Source organism: Streptococcus sp. 17.1 (genome assembly GCF_016648655.1).
Lineage (GTDB): Bacteria > Bacillota > Bacilli > Lactobacillales > Streptococcaceae > Streptococcus > Streptococcus salivarius_E.
Genome location: NZ_JACLQM010000014.1, coordinates 1 through 19,977 on the forward strand (window position 1 = coordinate 1; position 19,977 = coordinate 19,977).

The window sequence follows — 19,977 nt, forward strand, 5'->3', positions numbered from 1 at the left end:
AGGGGGACTTTTTTGATACATCGCTAAAAGCTTTTCGGAACCACTAGCACAGCTAGTGGTTTTCGTGAGACAAAAAAAAACAGCTAATTCGACTGAATTAGCTGTTTAAGATTATTTAGCTGAGATAGCTGCTTTAGCAATATAGCTAAGCGGTTGGTTAAAGTGTGGCAAGAAGAACAAATCAAGCAATTGAAGACGGTCAATAGTTACACCTTCTTGGATAGCCAATGAGAACATGTGGATTCCCATAGAGATGTCCATGCGTGATACCATTTGAGCACCAAGAACTTTGCGTGTATCTTTGTCATAGACGATCTTGATTGTAACGTCTTCATTTTCATCTTCCATAAAGGCAGCTTTTTGAAGATCTGTTGAAGATACTACTGCTGGATTGAAACCAAAGCGTTTTGCTTTTTCTTCTGTCAAACCAGTTGATACCATGTTCAAACCATAGATTGAGATACCATTTGATCCTTGAACACCGTTTGATTCAACATCGCCACCACCGGCATTATGACCACCGACAATACCTGAACGAACAGCGTTTGAAGCCAAGGCAATGTAGTTCACATCATCAAGGGCATTGTCATAAACGGTAGCACAGTCACCAACTGCATAAACATCTTTGATTGATGTTTCTTGTTTCTTATTAACAAGGTAAGCGCCATTACGGAATGTTTCCAACTTACCAGCACCGAGAGCTGTGTTAGGACGGAAACCAACAGCAAGAACAACCATATCGACATCGTAAGCATTTTTATCTGTAACGATGCGTTCTACCTTAGTTTCACCTTCTACTGCTTTAACAGTTTCACCAAATGCCAATTTAATACCGTGGCTTTCCATATTTTTAGCCATAAGGTCAGTCAAATCATGGTCGTAATAACCTGCCAAACATGTATCAACAACATCGATAAGGATAACTTCTTTTCCATGACGTTGGAAAGCTTCAGCCAATTCAACACCAATGTAACCAGCACCTACAACCGCTACACGTTTGATATCTTGAGATTTGTCGTTCAATTTATCAATAACTTCTTGAGCGTTTTGGAAAAGTTTAACGAATTGAAGGTTTTCAAGCGTAGCTTCGAAAGTACGGCTACCTTCTTTAATTTCGGCACCTTCGATTGGAGGCAATATTGGTTGAGAACCTGTAGCCAAAATCAATTTGTCATATGATTCAACATGCTCTTTACCATCTACGAGGGCTGTAACAGTTTTACCATCAAAGTCAATAGACTCAACTGGTGAGTTCATATAAACTTTAGCGCCCTTGCTTTCAAGTCCTTCTTTGTTGGCATAGAAAAGACCATCAGAACCTGAGATTTGATTACCGATCCAAAGGGCCATACCACAACCCAAGAATGAAATGTTAGAGTTTTGGTCGAAAACAACTACTTCATTTTGGTCTCCGTAATTATCGAGAATAGTATTAATACTAAAAGTACCAGCGTGGTTAGCACCAACAACTACGATTTTTGACATAAGTTTGTCCAACTTTCTTTTGATAATAGTTTACTGTTTTATTCTACCATAATCGGAAAACGGTTACACCTTTTATGCTCAGACTTTGTTACTTTTTGAACAAATTAAATTTGTATGCTCAAAACCCAAATAGGTCACGACAAAATCTGTAGAAAAACACTTTATGATGATGACGACCTTCCTCTACACCATCTCCGTCTTATCAAATCTTAGTAAGTCTACTCGGCTCTTTAACATAAAAAAAGAGTGAGCAACTCTCTCTTTAGAGAATGCCAACACTCTTTTATCACTATACTAACTCATTAAAATCCCAAACGTCTGTCCAACCTTCATAAAATTCTGGTTCGTGACATACCATAAGGATACTGCCCTTGAAGGCCTGAAGGGCACGCTTCAATTCATCCTTGGCGTCAACATCCAAGTGGTTGGTAGGTTCATCCAGAACAAGAACATTATTTTCACGATTCATAAGGAGACAGAAGCGAACTTTAGCCTGTTCTCCACCTGAAAGCACTTGAATTTGGCTTTCAATATGCTTAGAGGTTAATCCGCATTTGGCTAGAGCCGCACGGACCTCAGCTTGATTTAGGGCTGGGAAGGCATCCCAAACCGCTTCAAGAGGCGTCTGACGTGACCCTTCTGCTTCTTGCTCGAAGTAACCTAGGTCAATAAAGTCACCTGTTTCAACTTCTCCTTCTAGTGGTTGAATAATACCAAGCAGGCTCTTAAGCAAAGTAGTCTTACCGATACCATTGGCACCCACGATAGCTACTTTTTGATTACGTTCGAAGGTTAGATTCAAAGGAGCCTTGGTCAAAGGGCGGTCGTAACCAATAACGAGGTCTTTGGTTTGGAAAATAAAACGTCCAGGTGTACGGCTTTCCTTGAAATGGAATTCAGGTTTTGGCTTCTCAGCCTGCAATTCAATAATTTCCATCTTATCCAATTTCTTCTGACGAGACATGGCCATATTTCGCGTAGCAACACGCGCCTTGTTACGGTTAACAAAATCCTGAAGGTCTGCAATTTCTTTCTGCTGACGTTCATAGGCAGCTTCCAATTGTGCCTTTTTCATAGCATAGACAGATTGGAAATTATCATAATCACCTGCATAGCGAACCAAGTCTTGATTTTCAACATGATAGACAATGTTAATCACATCGTTTAGGAACGGAATATCATGCGAAATAAGAACAAAGGCATTTTCATACTCCTGAAGGTAACGTTTAAGCCAGGCAATGTGTTCTGCATCCAAATAGTTGGTTGGCTCGTCGAGAAGCAAGATATCTGGTTTTTCAAGTAGCAACTTGGCCAAGAGAATCTTGGTACGTTGACCACCTGAAAGGTCTGTTACATCTGTGTCCATACCAAAATCCATGACACCAAGAGCACGAGCAACCTCATCAATCTTAGCATCTAATGTATAGAAATCACGCGTTTCCAAGCGATCCTGAAGCTCTCCTACTTCTTCCATCAGAGCATCAACATCAGCACCCTCTTCAGCCATAGACATGTAAATCTCGTTGATGCGTTCTTCAGTTTTAAAAAGCTCATCAAAAGCCGTACGAAGGACATCACGAACTGTCATTCCCTTTTCAAGAACTGCATGCTGATCCAAGTAACCCGCTGTAACATACTTAGACCACTCTACCTTACCTTCATCTGGTTGCAATTTTCCAGTAACGATAGACATGAAGGTTGACTTTCCTTCACCGTTAGCACCGACAAGACCGATATGCTCACCTTTGAGCAAACGGAATGAGACATTTTCAAAAATAGCACGGTCACCAAATCCGTGACTAAGATTTTTGACTTCTAAAATAGACATAGTATATCTGGGCTAAACCTGCTTTCAGCCCTTTCCTTTCTTGACATTAACTTTACTATTTTACCATTTTTTAGTGAAAATTTGGACCTCTGCTTCTGGAAAATTAAAAAGAAAAAGCAGGACAAACCTGCTAAATCCTTAATGTTTCTGTAAAATACGTTTGAAGACAGGATAGAGGAGAGGCACCGCAATGATTGTCACTACTGATGTCCCAAAGGTCCCACCAATTTTAGTAAGTGCCAATGCCATGGCAGCATTTAGTGGTAAAGCCGCAACGACACTATTAATAATCGTATACTTAACAAAATTCAAAATAATTTTGGTTACTGCAGCTATCACGCCAACAATAATGATGTTCATCATTTTGTCATTTGATTTGAGTAGCTTTTCAAAAACAAGATAGAGAACAAAACAAACAATCAAAGATTCTAAAATAGTAATCCAAACCTCAGCAGCATAACCATTGAAAATATCAAATAAGCCTAGGCCCACTGTTGCGACTAGCGCACCTTTTCTAGCACCGAAAATCAAAACAGCAATCACAACTAGGGCATTTCCCAGATGGACAAATTGAGGTCCAAAAGGAATACGAATAAACTGTACACTCACAATAATTAAAGCTGCATACAAACTCAATTCAACTAATTCACGTGTTTTATCACTTTTCATTTTTCTCCTCCAATAGAGCATTAAAACCACTGAATAAATAACCGATATGAGGCTCATAGCAAAGACCATATTTTAAAGGACGACCATCAGACAGTGTTGACGAAAGAACCCTATCCATAACATCCAAGGCCAAATCACAAACCTTTAGTAAATCAAGATTATAAAAGTAACCTGCTGATAAGATTGCCGTTAGCAAATCGCCGCTTCCATAAAAATGATAGCGATAACGTTTTTGCATGCGATAAATCGTTCGATTAGTCTCTTTATCAAAATAAGCCAGCCCAATTTTATCTGTCTCAAATGAGATACCTGTCAAAATAACTTTTCTAGGTCCAAGCTTGGTCAACTCTCTCAGAAGCTTTTCAATAGTGGCCTCATCATAGGAACCTTCTTCAAGATAGGGAGTATCCGTCAAAAAGGCAGCTTCTGTCAGATTGGGAATGATGACATCTGCTTGTTGACAGAAAGCTTTCATGGCTTCTACATAGTTTCTATCAAAACCTTGATAGAGACTACCATTGTCACCCATAATAGGGTCAACAAATAGAGCTATCTGTTTATCGCGAGCCAATTGACCTACACATTTTAGTGCTTCTTCTGACTTAAAATAACCACTCACAAGGCCATCTACTATAAAATCCAAGTGCTCCCACTGCTTACAAAATCCCTTTAGGTCATCCGTAAGATCCCGTACATAGATATTTTCAAACTCTCCTGTATGCGAAGATAAAAGAACCGTTGGTAAAGGAAGGACTTCAGTTTGACAAGCTGACATGATAGGGAGGCTACTAGTTAAAGCAACCTTACCTAGACCAACCAGGTCATTGGCAACAATTACTTTGATCATCTATTTTCCTTCCCAGGTCTTTTTAAACTGTTTAACAAAACCTGTGTGGAAATAAATGTAGTAGGCCACTCCTAAACCAAGAATAGCAGCTACAATGTCAAAAGGAATCTTCATAATAGCATAGGCAGGCGTACCATAGATAAAGGCTCTTCCTAAGCCATAACCGACTAAGTCAATAATAGCCCCAATCAAGAGACCTAAAGCTGCCCTAGACTTACTCAATTTTCCTAAGCGTCCTCCAACAATGAGTGTAACAGCGAGAACTTGAAGGCTATGTGTTACTAGAGTTACCCACATAGGAAGGGGGTAGAAAAGAAAATCTCCAATAAAGGAACCTACTCCGGCAATAATAACTGCTTCTGTAGGTGGGAAAATTAAACCAACTAGGAAAATAATAATCCCGTTAAAATAGAAATGACCTCCTGGCACAGGAATAGATAGGAGACTCGAGCTCAAAATAATGACAAGTGCCATGAAAAATGCAGAAATGGTTAAACGTTTTGCTGACATACCTAAAACTCCTTAGTCAATAAATATAGTATAAGTTTATGAAAATTCTGACGATTAAACAAGATAGTATTTTCGTTACTGTCTGGGTACAGATTTAAGACAATAAAAAAACACCACACATTCATGTGGTGACAGGACTTATTGAGCTTTTTTATCAAAGTATTTGACAGGTGCCTTTTCAAGATTTTGTAGTGAAAGCTTGGCAGTCGCGTTTGCCTCAGTACCGTAATCAGAGAAATCAATGCTAAGATCATGATCAAAATCAGCAACGGCATAGTCAACAACGATTTCTTTAACTTCCTTAGGAGCAATCTTGGTCTTATTTGCAATCTTATCTCGATCATCATCTTTAGAAAAGACCAATGTAGCAACCTTCAATTCTTCCTTCTCTTGTTTCACATCAAGGACCACCTTCATCAAAAGAGTGTAGGCATTCATAGTTTCTTTACTTGAGTTGCTAAGTTTATAGTGAACGCGTACAGCTTTTTGACCTTCCGGTGATTCGATTTTAGTTGCAGAAAGAACTTGTACACTAGCATCTTGTCCTGTAAATAGCATTTTGTTTTTATCGTAGGTCCAAGTAGGCTCTTTCTCTGGTGTGCAAGCTGACAAACCGATAATGGTTAAGCATGCAAGAGCCAGAAGTCCTAAGATTTTCTTAAAAGTCATTCTTACAATCTCCTTAAACTTGTTTGGGATGGAAATTTAGTATTTCCTAATAACCTTTTTATTATGTCAAAATCTAATAATCTTGTCAAATGTCTCCAGACATCTTGCTCTCAGAGGACAAGTAGGGTACAATAAGGAAAAATCTGTAAGGGGTCAGTTATGAGTATTTATCAAGATATTGTCGAGACCATCATCAAAGATATCCAAAATGGGACTTTGAAAAAAGGGAGTAAGCTCCCCTCTATTCGTCAACTAAGCCAGAATTATGCCTGTAGTAAGGACACAGCCCAAAGAGCACTCTTGGAACTAAAGTATCAAAACTATATTTACGCCGTACCCAAAAGTGGCTATTACGTCCTCGAAGGTCGCAATGAAATCGATAATAAGGTTCTTCTTAACCTTAACGACTACAATCAATTGGCCTACGAGGATTTTAAGCTGTGTTTAGATGAAAGTTTGGCGGGTCATCAAGACTATCTCTTCAACTATTATCATGAACAAGCCGGACTCAAAGATTTGCTTGAAGCCTTAAAGAGTCGATTAATAGCTGACGATATTTATGTCAATTCGGATCAGATTGTCATAACCTCAGGAAGTCAACAGGCCCTCTACATCCTTTCACAGATGGATTTTGGTAATGGGGGCTACAAAATTCTCTTAGAACAACCTACCTATCATCGCATGAACCAGCTCGTCAACCGTCAGAATCTAGCTTACGAGACGATTAACCGTGGTTTTGATGGTTTAGATTTTGACCGCTTGGAAGAGTACTTTACATCTGGACAGATTAAGTTCTTCTATACCATCAGTCGTTACTCCAACCCTCTTGGATTAAGCTATTCTGCCAGTGAAAAAGAAAAGCTAGCCCAACTTGCCAATCAGTACAATGTTTATATCGTCGAGGATGACTATATGGGAGACTTTAGCGATAGTAAAAATCTCCCGATTCACTACTATGACACCAAAAATCAGACCATCTACATCAAATCCTTTTCCATGGCTCTTTTTCCAGGTTTACGTCTAGGTAGCCTTGTCTTACCTCCTAATCTTAAGCCTACCTTTTTGAGCCACAAGGGACTTATTGACTATGATACCAATCTCATTATGCAAAAAGCACTTTCCGTTTATCTCGCAAATGGCATGTTCCAAAAAAACATTAAGAAGCTGGGTGACCTCTTTCAACAAAATATGGCTAAAAGTCAAGCAATCATTGAGAAATCTAAGGTTAGCATTCCTTATCAGATTTCTCCTAGACATGTGACTTGGCAACTTCCTAAGGAGTTTTCACTTGAAAAATTCAAAGCCCACAAGCAGATTCGCTTTTTAGAATCCTCCTTTATTAGACCAACTTCTGAAACTTATCTGCAGATAGGTCATGGACAGGAACTGGAATCCTTTATAAAACTTTTAAAAAAGACAAAGTGACAATCAGACACAAAAAAAGCCATCGCTTGATGGCTTTTCTTATTTAGTCTGCTCAAAGCGTAGGTGTACAATGACCTTGTCACCATAACCGTTACGCTCCAAATCTCGTTGCAAACGGTATGAAATATAATGCTCGGCAATATTGATAAAGCCTGCTTCCATGAGACGATTTTCAACCAATGACTGAATCATGTTAATGGTTGGGCGTTCCACCTGAGCATCTTGAAGATCAAGCACTACTTTTTTCGTCACTTGAGCAAGGTTTTGGCGCCAAGAATCATCAAGAACATACACAGTCTGTGCTGCTTTTAAGATGGCTTGGTAAATTTTATCAGGATCAAATTCAGCAACTTGACCATTACGTTTAATAATTTGCATGGCTACCCTCTTTTCATGGCTTTTTCTTTTATTATGCAGAGAATTTACATATTTGTCAAGTGCAAATCCCTGAAAGAGCTATCCAGACCGCTTATTCCCAGAATTTAGAAATGTAAACTGGTTTGCCATGTTTATCAAAGGAAAGTGTTGCTGTGTAGGACTCTGACTTATGATGGCGCATATAATTAGCGATTCTCTTATCACCGTTTATCAGGTGAATGTCATAAGTCTGCCCGTCAGAGCTTACAAAGTGAGCATTAATCCTAGCACTACTCGTTTTTGTCCCAACATGACTAATATCTATTTGTTCCACTTGACCATCAATGGTTTTAGCTATAGGGCCTCTATAGTCTTTGTAAATAGTGACGGTAGCCAAAACATCATCAACTAAAACATAGGTCATTCCGAAAACGAACAAATAAACTATTGGAATGACAATGAAAGATAATTTAGTTTTGCGGAACGTTTCTTTATGCCAAGCCCAAATATCCTGAGGTGACATGGTTAAAAATTTTTTAAAATATTGATGAACGAGTAACCTGTAGACTAATAATACAAATATTACTTGCCCCAAGGGATAAGCAAGACTGGGTAAACCACCAATCAGAACATTGACTTTATCAGATTCAAAAGTGTAATGTCCTAATACCCCATCAAAAAACTCTAAAAACAAATTAACTCCTTTTTGTAATATAGTCTAGTCACTTAAAAATCCATCTTCTCAGATGGATTTTTTAACTATTAACGAACCTCTGCTTCGACTTTCTCAGTAAGAGCTTTGGTGATTTTTTCCATGTATTTAGCAACCTCTTCGTCTGTGAGGTTGTCATTTGGATTTTGGAAGGTAAGGCTATAAGCCATTGATTTCATTCCAGCACCAAGTTTTTCACCTGCGTAAACGTCGAAGAGTTTAACGGCAACCAAACGTTTCACTCCTGCAGAGTAGATAGCATCAAGAACTTCTTGATGAGTGATTTCTGCCTTGAGAAGAAGGGCGATATCACGTGATACTGCAGGGAATTTTGTGATTTCAACAAATGGTTGATCCGGTTGCAAGGCTGCTTCTACAGCACTAAGGTTAATTTCAGCCACATAAGTTTCTGGAATACCGTAGTTTTTAGCAGTTTGTGGGTGAACCTGACCAAGGAATCCAATCGTTTGACCATCAAGGACAATAGCAGCTGTACGACCTGGGTGCATACTTGCTAGGTCTTTTGTCGGTACATAGTCAACTGAAACTTCAAGTTTATCAAAGAGAGCTTCAACAATCCCTTTAGCATAGAAGAAATCAACTGGTGTTGCTTTAGTTTGGAAATCTTTTTCAGCTACAAGACCAGAAATAGCGAAGGCAAAGGTATTGATTTCATTTGGCAATTCCTCTTTTGGATTACCATTTTGTTCAAAGACCTTACCGATTTCGTAAATAGCAACGTTACTATTCTTACGGTTAACATTGTAAGCAACGGTATCAAGCATACCAGAGACCATGTTCTGACGGAGGGCTGAACGGTCAACAGTCATTGGCCACATCAACTCAGTCAAGTTAGTAGGTGTCACAGCAAATTCAACAGCTTTTTCAGGTGTTGTCAAAGCATATGAGATGATTTCCGTCAATCCAGCACCTTCAGCAATGGTACGAACCTTACGACGAAGCGCTTGTGTTTCAGTCAACTCACCAGCTGTTCCTGCTGCCTCTGGAAGTGTCGTAGGCAATTTTTCATAGCCGTAGATACGTGCAATTTCCTCAACCAAGTCTGCTTGGATACTGATATCCCAACGACGACGTGGTACAGATACTGTGAATTTATCAGCATCACCAGTCAATCCAAAACCAAGTTTCGCAAACACATCTTCAATATCCGCAAAAGTCAATTCTGTACCAAGGCGAACATTTACGTAGCCAAGGCTTGTAGAAACTTGAACTGGCTCTGTATCAACAAATCCCGCTTGAACACGGCCTGCAAGAACCGTTCCATTTGCCAATTCTTGCAACATAGCTGCAGCAAAATCAAGGGCTTCAAGGACAGTATCATTATTGATACCTTTTTCAAAACGTGATGATGATTCTGAACGAAGGTTGAGACGGCTACTTGTCTTACGAACTGATTTTCCATCAAAAACAGCAGCTTCGAGAACGACATTTTTAGAATTGTTGTCAATTTCAGTTGAAGCGCCACCCATAACACCTGCGAGAGCAACTGGTTTGTCAGCAACTGTAATAACAATATCTTCAGCAGTCAATTCACGTTCTTCACCATCGAGAGTGACTAATTTTTCCCCATCACGGGCATCACGAGCAACGATATGTGAGTCTTCAAATTTATCCAAATCGAAGGCATGCATTGGTTGTCCAAAGTAAAGAAGAACATAGTTTGTCACGTCAACCACGTTATTGATTGGACGGATACCAGCATTCATAAGAAGGTTTTGCAACCATTGTGGACTTGGTTGAACATTAACATTCTCAACCACACGACTAGCATAAGTAGCCACTTTATCACTTTCAATGGCTACTGAAATCTTATCAGAAGCTGGTTTGCTATCTTCAGTAACCGTTTTTTCTGGGAAGTGAACAGATTTTCCATAGATTGCAGCGACTTCATGTGCCACACCACGCATAGAAAGAGCATCCGCACGGTTGGGTGTGATTGACAATTCGATGATTTCATCATCAAGGTCAAGATATGGGAAAATACTATCTCCAGGTACAGCATCTTCAGGCAAAATTTGGATACCATCCGCAAATTCCTTAGGAATAATGCTATCTGGAAGTCCAAGCTCTGCCAAAGAACAGATCATCCCGAGAGATTCCATGCCGCGAATCTTACCTTTTTTGATTTTGTAATTGTCTGCAATACGGGCACCAGGAATGGCAACAATTACCTTGATGCCAGCAGTGACATTTGGAGCACCACAAACAATTTGACGTGGACCTTCAGCATCTCCTGTATCTACTTGACACAAGTGCAAGTGTGTTTCAGGCACATCTTCACATGACAAGACATGACCAACAACCAATTTTGACAAGCCTTCGGCAGGTGTCTCAACACCTTCCACTTCAATACCTGTCGTCGACATTTTTTCAGCGAGTTCAGCAGTGGTAACATCCACATCAACCAACTCTTTTAACCATTTATAACTAACTAGCATAATTATGATATTAAGACCGTGTCCTTGCAAAGCAAGGACCAAAGTGACAAGATTTTAGGAAGTCGCCTGAAATCCTGATTTCAGTAGCGACTTATCTAAATCTCGAACTTTGAGGTCGTATTCAAATCCTTTCTGTAAAATTATCAGTTCAACTGATAAATGAGAGAAGAGTTCAAACCTCTACTTAAGCGGGTTCAAATCCTTTCTGTAATTTAGGAATATGTATATCTGATATAAGAGGAAGACGAACTAACACGTTTAATCGCCTTTTAAACTCCTCTCTATCAACTTAATAATAGGTTTATAGTTTTAATTTAAGCAACCAGTCGCGGTCAACTTTACCATCACCAACTGGAAAATCGTGTTCTGCGAATTTTTCGAAGCCATATTTATCGTAAAATATCTGTGCTTTGAAATTCCTTTCCCAAACACCCAACCAGGCCCAATCACAACCTAGATCACGAGCTTCTTGTAAGGCAAACTCAAAGAGTTGCTTACCCAAGCCCATGCCTTGGAAGGCCTGACTGATATAAATACGTTGAATTTGAAAGGCATTATCCAAGTGCTGCTCTGTTTGAGCAGAACCTACATTAGTCTTTAGAAAACCTGCCTTTTCACCATCAACGAGAATGAAAAAGTAACGCGATTCTTCATGAGTGATTTCATCTAAGAGAACTTCCTCAGAAAGTGCGGTATCAAAGTAACCTTGCAACTGGTCTTCGGTATTATCATGAGCAAAAGTCTCTCTAAAGGTATCTTCGGAGATAACTTTTAATTCTGCTACTTCTTCCGGAAGAACCTTACGAATAACGACTGACATGACAACCTCCTAAACCTTATTTAAACTGTTCTGAGAAACGAACATCCCCTTGGTAGAAACCACGAATGTCGTTGATACCATAACGAAGCATGGCAATACGTTCTTGACCAAGACCAAAGGCGAAACCTGAATATTCTTCAGAATCGACACCAGACATCTCAAGCACTTGTGGGTGAACCATACCAGCACCCAGGATCTCAATCCAACCTGTCTTCTTACATACGTTACATCCTTTACCACCACACTTGAAGCATGACACGTCAACCTCAACTGAAGGCTCAGTGAATGGGAAGTAAGATGGACGCAAACGGATTTGACGTTCTGCACCAAACATTTTTTGGATAATCATTTCAAGCGTTCCCTTAAGATCACCCATTGAGATGTTTTTACCAACGACCAAACCTTCGATTTGGTGGAACTGGTGACTGTGAGTCGCATCATCTGTATCACGACGGAAAACACGTCCTGGTGAGATCATCTTAAGTGGACCTTTAGAAAAATCGTGTTTATCAAGTGTACGAGCTTGGACAGGACTTGTGTGAGTACGAAGCAAAATTTCTTCAGTAATGTAGAAGGTATCTTGCATATCACGCGCTGGGTGGTCCTTAGGCAAGTTCATACGTTCAAAGTTATAGTAGTCAGTCTCAACTTCAAAACCATCAACGATTTGGAAGCCCATCCCTAAGAAAATGTCTTCGATTTCTTCAGCTGTTTGGCTAAGAATATGACGGTTTCCAAGTTTGACTTGGCGTCCAGGAAGGGTTACGTCAAGACTTTCAGAGTCAAGTTGTGCTTGAATTTTAGCGGCTTCAACAATTTTAGCGGCTTCGTCAAAAGCTTCAGTCAAAACGTCACGAACTTCGTTGACCATTTTACCAACTTTAGGGCGTTTTTCATTAGGAAGGTCTTTAAGCCCCTTCAAAAGATCCGTCAAAGAGCCTTTTTTACCCAAAACTGCAACACGCAATTCTTGTAATTCTTTAGAGTGTTCACTACGCATTTCAGCCAATTTAGCCTGCGTTGATGTTTTCAACTCTTGCAATTGTGTTTGTAAATCCATGAGATTCCTTTCTGATGTAACAATTTCGAATCGCAAACAAAAAACCACATGCCAAAACTCCAACCCGGAGCGTTGACACGCGGTACCATCCGTTTTTTATCTGGTTACCCAGACCTTGATTCGTCAGTCGTTTTCATGAGTGAATTCGCCGAACTTCCCTTGAGGAGGCTTCCAGTCCATGACCTCCAATCCCTGTCAATTTCCATAAGGTTACTAGTCTCTACGACTTCTATTCAATTACTATCAATTTTACCAAAAAAACAAAAAGCTTTCAAGAGCTGACAAAGAATCCTTTAGTTAATGCCAAAATGGAAAATATGTCTAAGATAATTGACACACCTATACAAATTTGCTACAATTATGTCAGATAAAGTTGACATAATTAATAAATTGCGACTTACAGCAACACATTAGCTTGTCTTTCAGAAGGAGGCCCATTATGAATCAGGTCAGGGAATTTAGAAAGAATATGGGGCTTTCGCAATTAGAACTCGCAAAATCTATTGGTGTTTCCCGACAGACCATTAATATGATTGAAAATAACAAATATAACCCAACACTGGAGCTCTGTCTAAATCTAGCTAAAGCACTAGACACAGATCTTAACAGTCTCTTTTGGGATGGAAATGGCGAATAAAGATAAAAGATAGAAAGAGGTAAATCATGGTTAAAGAAACCTTCACTGACAAACTAATCAAACGTTTTTACGGTATTACTGGTCCTTTAGATGAACAAAAGCGCCAACAGGTTGATCGAATGGGTAACATAGCTTTCATAGTTCTTTTCTTTACCTTACTTTGTGGTAATTGTATTGCCTTTCTTATAGGCTTTAAGTATCCCGAACTTGTAGCTCGTATTTATCCTATCCTCCTCTTGATTATCATTCTGTTAGTTAGCAGCATCCTTACTTATAAGTTAAAGATAAGTGCTGTTAATGCTTTTGACGAGGAAGAACTGACTGAGAAAGAGAAAAAACAACTTAAGCACGTGGGGCTTAAGTCAGGTTTATGCTTTGGGACTAGCATGTTCTTAGGCATGCCCCTAGTTCACTTCTTAGTTGACAATAAAGACTATTTGACAGAATTATTCTCAATCCATAATATGCTATCAGGCATTTTTGAAGCTATCCTTTTTGGGGCTATCATGCAGGGCTTGGTCAATGCTGGTATCAAACAAGCCAAATCTCAAGCTGAGAAAGGTGACCAATAAACTAAAAAGACAAAGAAAAATCCAGGTTTCCCAGCCTGGATTTTTCGCTCGAAAGAAGACTTCTTAGACTTGTATACGCGAAGCCTAAATGTGTCCAGAAAATCGTATCTTAACACATACACTATAACTAACTTCAAAAAACACCATATCCCCATATGACATTTCCTTAAATATTGTAACATGTCAGTGCAAAATAACAAGTCACCCTCTCTCTCATAAACCCCAAAATCCTAATCATAGCCTTTGTTAAGCCATTTTACGCAATCGATTGCGCAATTTTGAAAGCGCAAACTTAATGTTTTTCTGAAAGTCCTTACAAATTTTTTGAGACTATGAAAAAAGATAGTGATAAAGCTATCAACTATCTTTCATGAAAATATAATCTATTTTTAGTCTAAATCAAGGTCTTTCAGTTTGACCGAGACGATTTTCGAGACACCTGATTCCTGCATGGTTACCCCATAAATAGAGTCTGCCGCAGACATCGTTCCCTTACGGTGGGTAACTACAATAAATTGACTGGACTTGTCAAAACGATTAAGGTAGTCACCGAAGCGTTTAACATTGGCTTCATCCAAAGCCGCTTCTACTTCGTCAAGGATAACAAATGGAATGGTTTTAACACGAATGATGGCAAAGAGAAGGGCAAGAGCTGACAAGGCCTTCTCACCACCAGACATAAGGTTAAGTGATTGAATTTTCTTACCTGGTGGCTGCACAGAAATTTCTACTCCAGCCTCTAGGAGATTGTCTGAGGTCAAAATCAAGTCTGATGAACCTCCACCAAACATCTGGGTAAAGGTCTGTTTAAAGCTTTCTCGGATAGCCTCAAAGGTTGCTTTAAAGCGTGATTTCACTTCATCATCCATGTCATTTATGGTATTCAGAAGGAGACTCTTAGCTTCGAGCAAATCATCCTTTTGTCCGTTCAAGAAATCAAGACGTTGCTTAACCTCTTCAAATTGGGCAATAGCATCTACATTGACCGGACCTAAAGCTTTGATTGAACGCTCAAGACCTTGCAGGTTCTGGCGTGTTTGTTCGACATTGTCAAGTGGGCTAGCCTGACCTTTGGCGACTTCAAGTGTCATCTGGTAATCTTCAGCCAACTGAGTCGCAAACTTACGAAGTGATTGACTAATCTGACTTTCACGTTCTTCCAAACGAGTCTGCTGACGAATCAAGTCCTCATTACGATTGCCAGCTTTAGCCAAACGCTCCTCCAAGTCTTCCAACTGACCTTCGTAATCTTGCACCTGAATCTTGGCACGGACAAGAGCTTGTTCCAAATCGTCCTTACGTTGGACAGCTTCTTTATGCTGTGCTTGCAAATGCGGAAGGCGGTCAGTTTGGTCATCATTGACCTGATTATTAAGGAGCGCTTTAAGACTATCCGATTCCTTCATTAACTCAGACAAGTCGGCTTGAAGACGATTACTTTCTGTCTTAGCAAAACGCAATTCTGCTTGCAAATCACGTTCCTTCAACTGAAGTTCTGATTGCTTGTCTAAGAGAACCTGTTTTTGTTGGCCAAGAGCGTCTTTATCTTCCTTAATAGCCTCAATACGGTCGTTAATGGCCTCACGCTTAGATGCAATTTGTGCTAACTCTGCTTTAAGTTGTTCAGCCTTATCTTGAAGATTTGCCCCATCAGTTCCCTGAGAATCCTGTTTGAAACTATCCACTAGGGTTTGATTTTTCTCCACCTCTGACAAGGCTTGTTGGTGTTCTAGGTCTAGTTTTTGCTCTTGCAGACGAGCATTTTCACCATCTACCTTAAGGTCTTCTAACTCTTTCTGTAGAGCCTTACGTTTGATCTTGAGGGCTTCAACTTTAGCTTCACTATCACTTAATTGAGCCTTAATCTGGTTAATTTCAGTAGTTAATGCATCCAGTTCAGGCTTGATAAAGAGATTATTGTTTTGTTTGTTGGTACCACCAGCGAAGGCACCACCGGGACGAATCTCAGACCCGTCAAGAGTAACCATACGAACTTGGAAACGAACCGCTCGAGCTGCCTTATTAGCATTGTCAATGGTATCAAAGATTGCCGTTACCCCTAGGAGGTTTTGGAAAATGTTAGATAAGCGGTCCTCATAGGTAACCAAATCGGAAGCCATACCAATAAAGCCAGGTGCATTGGCTAGACTTTGGGCAAATTGTCCGTTAAGTTGACGTGGTTTAATAGTGGTCAACGGCAAGAATGTCGCACGACCCTGACGATTGCGCTTCAAGTAGTCAATCGAACGCTTAGCAGCCGCTTCGTCCTCCACAATAATATTTTGCCCACTAGCTCCCATTGCGATTTCAAGAGCCGTCTGATAGCGCGTATCAAAGGTCAAGTGTTCACTAACTGCACCAATAATTCCTTGAATGGATTGGGCATTTTGAAGGACAGCCTTAACCCCTGCATAGAAATTACTATGATTTTTTTGGATAGACTCTAAACTTTGACGACGAGCATCTTTACTCTTAAGGTGATCCATGAGGTCAAACATCTGCTTTTGAGCCTCTTGATAGTCCTTATCAAGAGCCTGATAAGCCTGGGCCTTTTCTTTGTAGCTAGCTAAGAGGCTTTGAAGACTCTCTTTGGCTGCTTGATAAGCTTTTTGGGTTTCGCTAGCCACTTCCTGAGCGGAAAGCAAATCTGCCTGAGCTTGTTTATATTCTTCAGCTTGAGCTTCTAATGCTTGTGTCTGACTGTCCATGTCGTGAGTGACCTGAGTCAAACTGTTAGAAACCTTGGCTTCCTCCTGCATCAGACCAACATAGTCCTCACGTAAACGTTCAATAAGTGTATCTGGATCATCAGAAAATTGCTCTAGTTCTTTTTGAATAGCAATCAGCTCTTGGGCAAGGCTATCCAACTCCGCATTCAATTCAACTTGGCCTTGATTAACCTTATCAAGTGCTGCCTGAGCTTCTTCTTTCAAATGCTCTAACTCACTGAGACGAGCTTCAGTTTCTTCTTTTTTCTCTGAACGCTGCTGACTCTCCATGGTATAAAGATCAATTTGACGCTCAAAATCACTAATAAGACGTGTGACATCCACCAAGGTTTGTTGGTCAGAAGAAATTTGTTCTGAAATTTGATGGCGTTTTTGCTTGAGTTCTTGATTTTCAGTCTCTAGACGATGACGTTCCTCATAATAGCTAGTTAATTTTTCCTTGACCGCTGCCAAACCCTCTTGGGTCTGGCTCAAATCAGATTTACCAACTTCAATATCGTGGACCAAAAGATTAAGCTGAGTCTGTCTACGTTCCTCATCTAATTCCAAATAACGTTTGGCAGTCGCAGCTTGCTTTTCAAGCGGTTTAACCTGACCATCTAACTCGTAGATGATATCTTCCAAACGATCAAGATTATCTTGGGTTTGATTAAGCTTGCTTTCCGTTTCTTTCTTACGTGTCTTATATTTGAGAACCCCTGCTGCTTCTTCGAAAATAGCGCGGCGTTCTTCAGGTTTGGCATTAAAAATAGCCTCAACACGACCTTGGGAAATAATGGAAAAAGAATCACGCCCTAAACCTGTATCCATGAAAAGGTCATGAATATCACGTAGACGAACCTTACGACCGTCAATCAAGTAATCATTGTCACCGTTTCGATAAATGTGGCGTTCCACACGAATTGTTTCACCAGCACCCGCGATAAAGCCATCACTGTTATCAAGTGTGACCGCTACTTCCGCATAGTTGAGAGCCTTACGAACCTCTGTTCCTGCAAAAATAACGTCAGGCATCTTGCCCCCACGCAAGCTCTTGGCAGATGATTCACCCAGTGCCCAGCGCAGACTCTCTGTAATATTTGATTTTCCCGATCCATTTGGACCTACAACGGCTGTTACTCCCTTGTCAAAGATGACTTGCGTCTTATCCGCAAAGGATTTAAAGCCCTGCATTTCAATTGATTTCAAATACATGCTTAATTTCCTAGTTGTTCAAGGGCAGCCTTTGCCGCTGCCTGTTCAGCTAATTTCTTAGATTTTCCAAGACCTGTGCTGAGTTCCTTACCATCAACAGCTACCTGCATAGTAAATTCTTTGGCATGAGCTGGTCCAGACTCGTCGATAACAGTATAAGTAATATCAACCGTTCCATTGACCTGAAGACACTCTTGCAAGGCTGTCTTATAGTCCGTGACGCGGTCAAAGTTTCCCTTTTCAACCTGAGGAATCATGACCTGATTCAAGAATTTCTCAACAGCAGGCAAGCCTTGATCCAGATAAAGGGCACCGAGGAAGGCCTCCCAGAGGTCACCAAGGATAGTGGCACGTTCACGTCCACCGGATTTTTCTTCCCCTTTACCAAGACGAATATACTGCTCGAATCCGCAAGCCTTAGTAAAACCTGCCAAACTTTCTTCACGAACGATAGTACTACGCATCTTAGACATTTCCCCCTCTGGCTTGTTAGGGTAGCGATTGTAAAGATAAACGGAAATGACTAATTGCAGAGCCGCGTCTCCTAAAAATTCCAAACGTTCATTATGTGAAATGTTTAGGAGGCGGTGCTCATTGGCATATGAGGTATGGGTAAATGCTGTTTCTAAGAGGTCTTTTTGGCTAAAAACAATACCAAAATCCTGCTCAAGTTTTTGTTCAAGTTGATTCATGAAACTTCCTTTCTTTTTAAGCACACTAATTATAATTATATCAAAAAAAGCTGATTTTCATGATAGAAAACTGCTTTTAGAGCCTAATCTGCTGATTTTGTGAGATTTAACCTATTCAACTAAAAAAGCTGAGCAATCTGAATCTGCTCAACTTCATTTTCTTAATAATCTGGACGAACAACACCTGTAACTGTCTCACGTGTTGCTTCGACATCTTCTTCAAGAACGACCTTGATGATACGTTTAGCTTCTTCTGAAGTACATGCAACCAATGGCAAACGAAGTGGTCCAACTTCGAAACCAAGATGGTTAAGAACAGCCTTAACAGGTGCAGGACTTGGTACTGAGAAGAGAGCGTTAACTTTAGGAATAAATTTACGTTGGATAGCTGCTGCTGTCTTGAGGTCACTATTTTCAATAGCTTCAAGCATAGCATGCATCTCATCTCCATTTGTATGAGAGGCTACTGAGATGACACCGTTAGCGCCAAGGTTCATAGCGTGGAAGGCATCCCCATCTTCACCGGTATAAACCAAGAAATCTTCTGGTTTATGTTCGATAAGGTAGGCCATATTTGCAAGGCTAGTACATTCTTTAACACCGATGATATTTGGATGTTCAGCCAAACGAAGCATGGTATCAGGAGCCATTTCAACAACCACACGACCAGGGATGTTGTAAATGATGATTGGCAAATCAGAAGCATCCGCAATGGCTTTGAAGTGTTGGTACATACCTTCTTGTGATGGCTTGTTGTAGTAAGGTACGATAGCAAGACCAGCTGCGAACCCACCAAATTTGGCAACTTCTTTAGCAAACTCGATAGAGTCGCGTGTATCGTTGGTACCGACACCAGCAATCAATGGCACACGTCCATTAACAATTTTCTGAACAGCCGCAAAGAGTTCCAACTCCTCATCGTGAGTAAGTGTTGGACTTTCAGCCGTTGTTCCCGCCAAAAGAAGAGCTTCTGTATGGTGAGCCAAAAGATGCTCAATCAATTCTGGAAGGGCATCATAATTGATAGAGCCATCTTCGTGGAAAGGTGTAATAAGGGCTGTGATCAGTTTGACATCTCTTAATTGATCAATTGACATAATATTCTCCTTCAACCGTTTTCTAATCCTTTCCATTTTACCATAATTTTGACCAGACAGACAGATAAGTTGACAATTTTCTGAAAACGTGAGGACTGACTGTTTCAATTTGATGGCTAATAAACAAAAAAAACAGAGAGAAGTCTCTCTGCTTTATAGGATTCAGCTTGATTTTAGTATTTGAATACAACATTAAATCCTTACTGATTTCTGTT

Annotated in this window: 17 protein-coding genes; 3 read left to right on the top strand and 14 right to left on the bottom strand. The window is 40.1% G+C overall.

Annotation, left to right across the window (positions count from 1 at the left end):
- Positions 1-111 precede the first annotated feature (111 nt).
- The 6 genes from nox to H7T99_RS08285 all read right to left on the bottom strand — a co-directional run bounded on the left by nox (position 112) and on the right by H7T99_RS08285 (position 6,008).
- Positions 112-1,485 carry a H2O-forming NADH oxidase gene (gene nox / locus H7T99_RS08260; protein ID WP_037600755.1) on the bottom strand — a complete coding sequence of 458 codons (1,374 nt, stop codon included), beginning with the start codon at positions 1,483-1,485 and terminating at the stop codon, positions 112-114.
- Between the two features lie 289 nt (positions 1,486-1,774).
- Positions 1,775-3,313, bottom strand: coding sequence for an ABC-F family ATP-binding cassette domain-containing protein (locus tag H7T99_RS08265; protein WP_004182134.1), 1,539 nt, complete (start codon positions 3,311-3,313; stop codon positions 1,775-1,777).
- A 138-nt stretch (positions 3,314-3,451) separates the two neighbouring features.
- Positions 3,452-3,982, bottom strand: coding sequence for an ECF transporter S component (locus tag H7T99_RS08270; protein WP_004182018.1), 531 nt, complete (start codon positions 3,980-3,982; stop codon positions 3,452-3,454).
- Positions 3,972-4,829 (bottom strand): pyridoxamine kinase, encoded by an 858-nt coding sequence (locus tag H7T99_RS08275; RefSeq protein ID WP_037600752.1) that lies wholly within the window; start codon positions 4,827-4,829, stop codon positions 3,972-3,974. Before H7T99_RS08275 ends, H7T99_RS08270 begins: the two co-directional genes overlap by 11 nt.
- Positions 4,830-5,339, bottom strand: coding sequence for an ECF transporter S component (locus tag H7T99_RS08280; protein WP_037600748.1), 510 nt, complete (start codon positions 5,337-5,339; stop codon positions 4,830-4,832).
- Between the two features lie 138 nt (positions 5,340-5,477).
- Entirely contained in the window at positions 5,478-6,008 is a 531-nt protein-coding gene (locus tag H7T99_RS08285; RefSeq protein WP_002891182.1) for a DUF5067 domain-containing protein, read from the bottom strand.
- A gap of 159 nt (positions 6,009-6,167) precedes the next feature.
- On the opposite strand from H7T99_RS08285, the gene H7T99_RS08290 reads away from it, so the two are divergent.
- Positions 6,168-7,433, top strand: coding sequence for a PLP-dependent aminotransferase family protein (locus tag H7T99_RS08290; RefSeq protein ID WP_037600745.1), 1,266 nt, complete (start codon positions 6,168-6,170; stop codon positions 7,431-7,433).
- A gap of 39 nt (positions 7,434-7,472) precedes the next feature.
- On the opposite strand, the gene H7T99_RS08295 is transcribed toward H7T99_RS08290, so the two are convergent.
- The 5 genes from H7T99_RS08295 to pheS form a co-directional block, all read right to left on the bottom strand.
- Complete coding sequence (locus tag H7T99_RS08295; RefSeq protein ID WP_037600742.1) at positions 7,473-7,811, bottom strand: ATP cone domain-containing protein; 339 nt, start codon at positions 7,809-7,811, stop codon at positions 7,473-7,475.
- Between the two features lie 91 nt (positions 7,812-7,902).
- A complete protein-coding gene (locus H7T99_RS08300) occupies positions 7,903-8,484 on the bottom strand; it encodes a hypothetical protein (protein ID WP_037600739.1) in 582 nt (193 codons plus the stop codon).
- Between the two features lie 68 nt (positions 8,485-8,552).
- Positions 8,553-10,967: a phenylalanine--tRNA ligase subunit beta gene (pheT, locus tag H7T99_RS08305; protein WP_398577654.1), complete on the bottom strand. Its 2,415-nt coding sequence runs from the start codon at positions 10,965-10,967 to the stop codon at positions 8,553-8,555.
- A 295-nt stretch (positions 10,968-11,262) separates the two neighbouring features.
- A complete protein-coding gene (locus tag H7T99_RS08310; protein WP_037600733.1) occupies positions 11,263-11,781 on the bottom strand; it encodes a GNAT family N-acetyltransferase in 519 nt (172 codons plus the stop codon).
- 16 nt (positions 11,782-11,797) lie between these two features.
- Positions 11,798-12,841, bottom strand: coding sequence for a phenylalanine--tRNA ligase subunit alpha (gene pheS, locus H7T99_RS08315; RefSeq protein ID WP_037600730.1), 1,044 nt, complete (start codon positions 12,839-12,841; stop codon positions 11,798-11,800).
- A gap of 439 nt (positions 12,842-13,280) precedes the next feature.
- Between pheS and H7T99_RS08320 the strand changes: the two genes are divergently transcribed.
- Together H7T99_RS08320 and H7T99_RS08325 are read left to right on the top strand one after the other, a co-directional pair.
- Positions 13,281-13,478, top strand: a complete 198-nt coding sequence (locus tag H7T99_RS08320) for a helix-turn-helix transcriptional regulator (protein WP_021145166.1) — start codon at positions 13,281-13,283, stop codon at positions 13,476-13,478.
- A gap of 26 nt (positions 13,479-13,504) precedes the next feature.
- Entirely contained in the window at positions 13,505-14,050 is a 546-nt protein-coding gene (locus H7T99_RS08325; RefSeq protein ID WP_037600725.1) for a DUF3278 domain-containing protein, read from the top strand.
- A gap of 389 nt (positions 14,051-14,439) precedes the next feature.
- Here H7T99_RS08325 and smc read toward each other — a convergent pair whose 3' ends face one another.
- The 3 genes from smc to dapA form a co-directional block, all read right to left on the bottom strand.
- On the bottom strand, positions 14,440-17,973 hold the full coding sequence (smc, locus tag H7T99_RS08330; protein WP_037600724.1) for a chromosome segregation protein SMC: 3,534 nt from the start codon (positions 17,971-17,973) through the stop codon (positions 14,440-14,442).
- 2 nt (positions 17,974-17,975) lie between these two features.
- Positions 17,976-18,665, bottom strand: a complete 690-nt coding sequence (rnc, locus tag H7T99_RS08335; protein ID WP_021143992.1) for a ribonuclease III — start codon at positions 18,663-18,665, stop codon at positions 17,976-17,978.
- Positions 18,666-18,826: 161 nt separating this feature from the next.
- On the bottom strand, positions 18,827-19,762 hold the full coding sequence (gene dapA, locus H7T99_RS08340) for a 4-hydroxy-tetrahydrodipicolinate synthase (protein WP_013990425.1): 936 nt from the start codon (positions 19,760-19,762) through the stop codon (positions 18,827-18,829).
- Between the last annotated feature and the right edge of the window lie 215 nt (positions 19,763-19,977).

Excerpts from the sequence above, each read along its gene's own strand:
- nox (WP_037600755.1), bottom strand. The coding sequence starts at position 1,485 with ATGTCAAAAATCGTAGTTGTTGGTGCTAACCACGCTGGTACTTTTAGT.
- H7T99_RS08265 (WP_004182134.1), bottom strand. The coding sequence starts at position 3,313 with ATGTCTATTTTAGAAGTCAAAAATCTTAGTCACGGATTTGGTGACCGT.
- H7T99_RS08270 (WP_004182018.1), bottom strand. The coding sequence starts at position 3,982 with ATGAAAAGTGATAAAACACGTGAATTAGTTGAATTGAGTTTGTATGCA.
- H7T99_RS08275 (WP_037600752.1), bottom strand. The coding sequence starts at position 4,829 with ATGATCAAAGTAATTGTTGCCAATGACCTGGTTGGTCTAGGTAAGGTT.
- H7T99_RS08280 (WP_037600748.1), bottom strand. The coding sequence starts at position 5,339 with ATGTCAGCAAAACGTTTAACCATTTCTGCATTTTTCATGGCACTTGTC.
- H7T99_RS08285 (WP_002891182.1), bottom strand. The coding sequence starts at position 6,008 with ATGACTTTTAAGAAAATCTTAGGACTTCTGGCTCTTGCATGCTTAACC.
- H7T99_RS08290 (WP_037600745.1), top strand. The coding sequence starts at position 6,168 with ATGAGTATTTATCAAGATATTGTCGAGACCATCATCAAAGATATCCAA.
- H7T99_RS08295 (WP_037600742.1), bottom strand. The coding sequence starts at position 7,811 with ATGCAAATTATTAAACGTAATGGTCAAGTTGCTGAATTTGATCCTGAT.
- H7T99_RS08310 (WP_037600733.1), bottom strand. The coding sequence starts at position 11,781 with ATGTCAGTCGTTATTCGTAAGGTTCTTCCGGAAGAAGTAGCAGAATTA.
- pheS (WP_037600730.1), bottom strand. The coding sequence starts at position 12,841 with ATGGATTTACAAACACAATTGCAAGAGTTGAAAACATCAACGCAGGCT.
- H7T99_RS08320 (WP_021145166.1), top strand. The coding sequence starts at position 13,281 with ATGAATCAGGTCAGGGAATTTAGAAAGAATATGGGGCTTTCGCAATTA.
- H7T99_RS08325 (WP_037600725.1), top strand. The coding sequence starts at position 13,505 with ATGGTTAAAGAAACCTTCACTGACAAACTAATCAAACGTTTTTACGGT.
- smc (WP_037600724.1), bottom strand. The coding sequence starts at position 17,973 with ATGTATTTGAAATCAATTGAAATGCAGGGCTTTAAATCCTTTGCGGAT.
- rnc (WP_021143992.1), bottom strand. The coding sequence starts at position 18,665 with ATGAATCAACTTGAACAAAAACTTGAGCAGGATTTTGGTATTGTTTTT.
- dapA (WP_013990425.1), bottom strand. The coding sequence starts at position 19,762 with ATGTCAATTGATCAATTAAGAGATGTCAAACTGATCACAGCCCTTATT.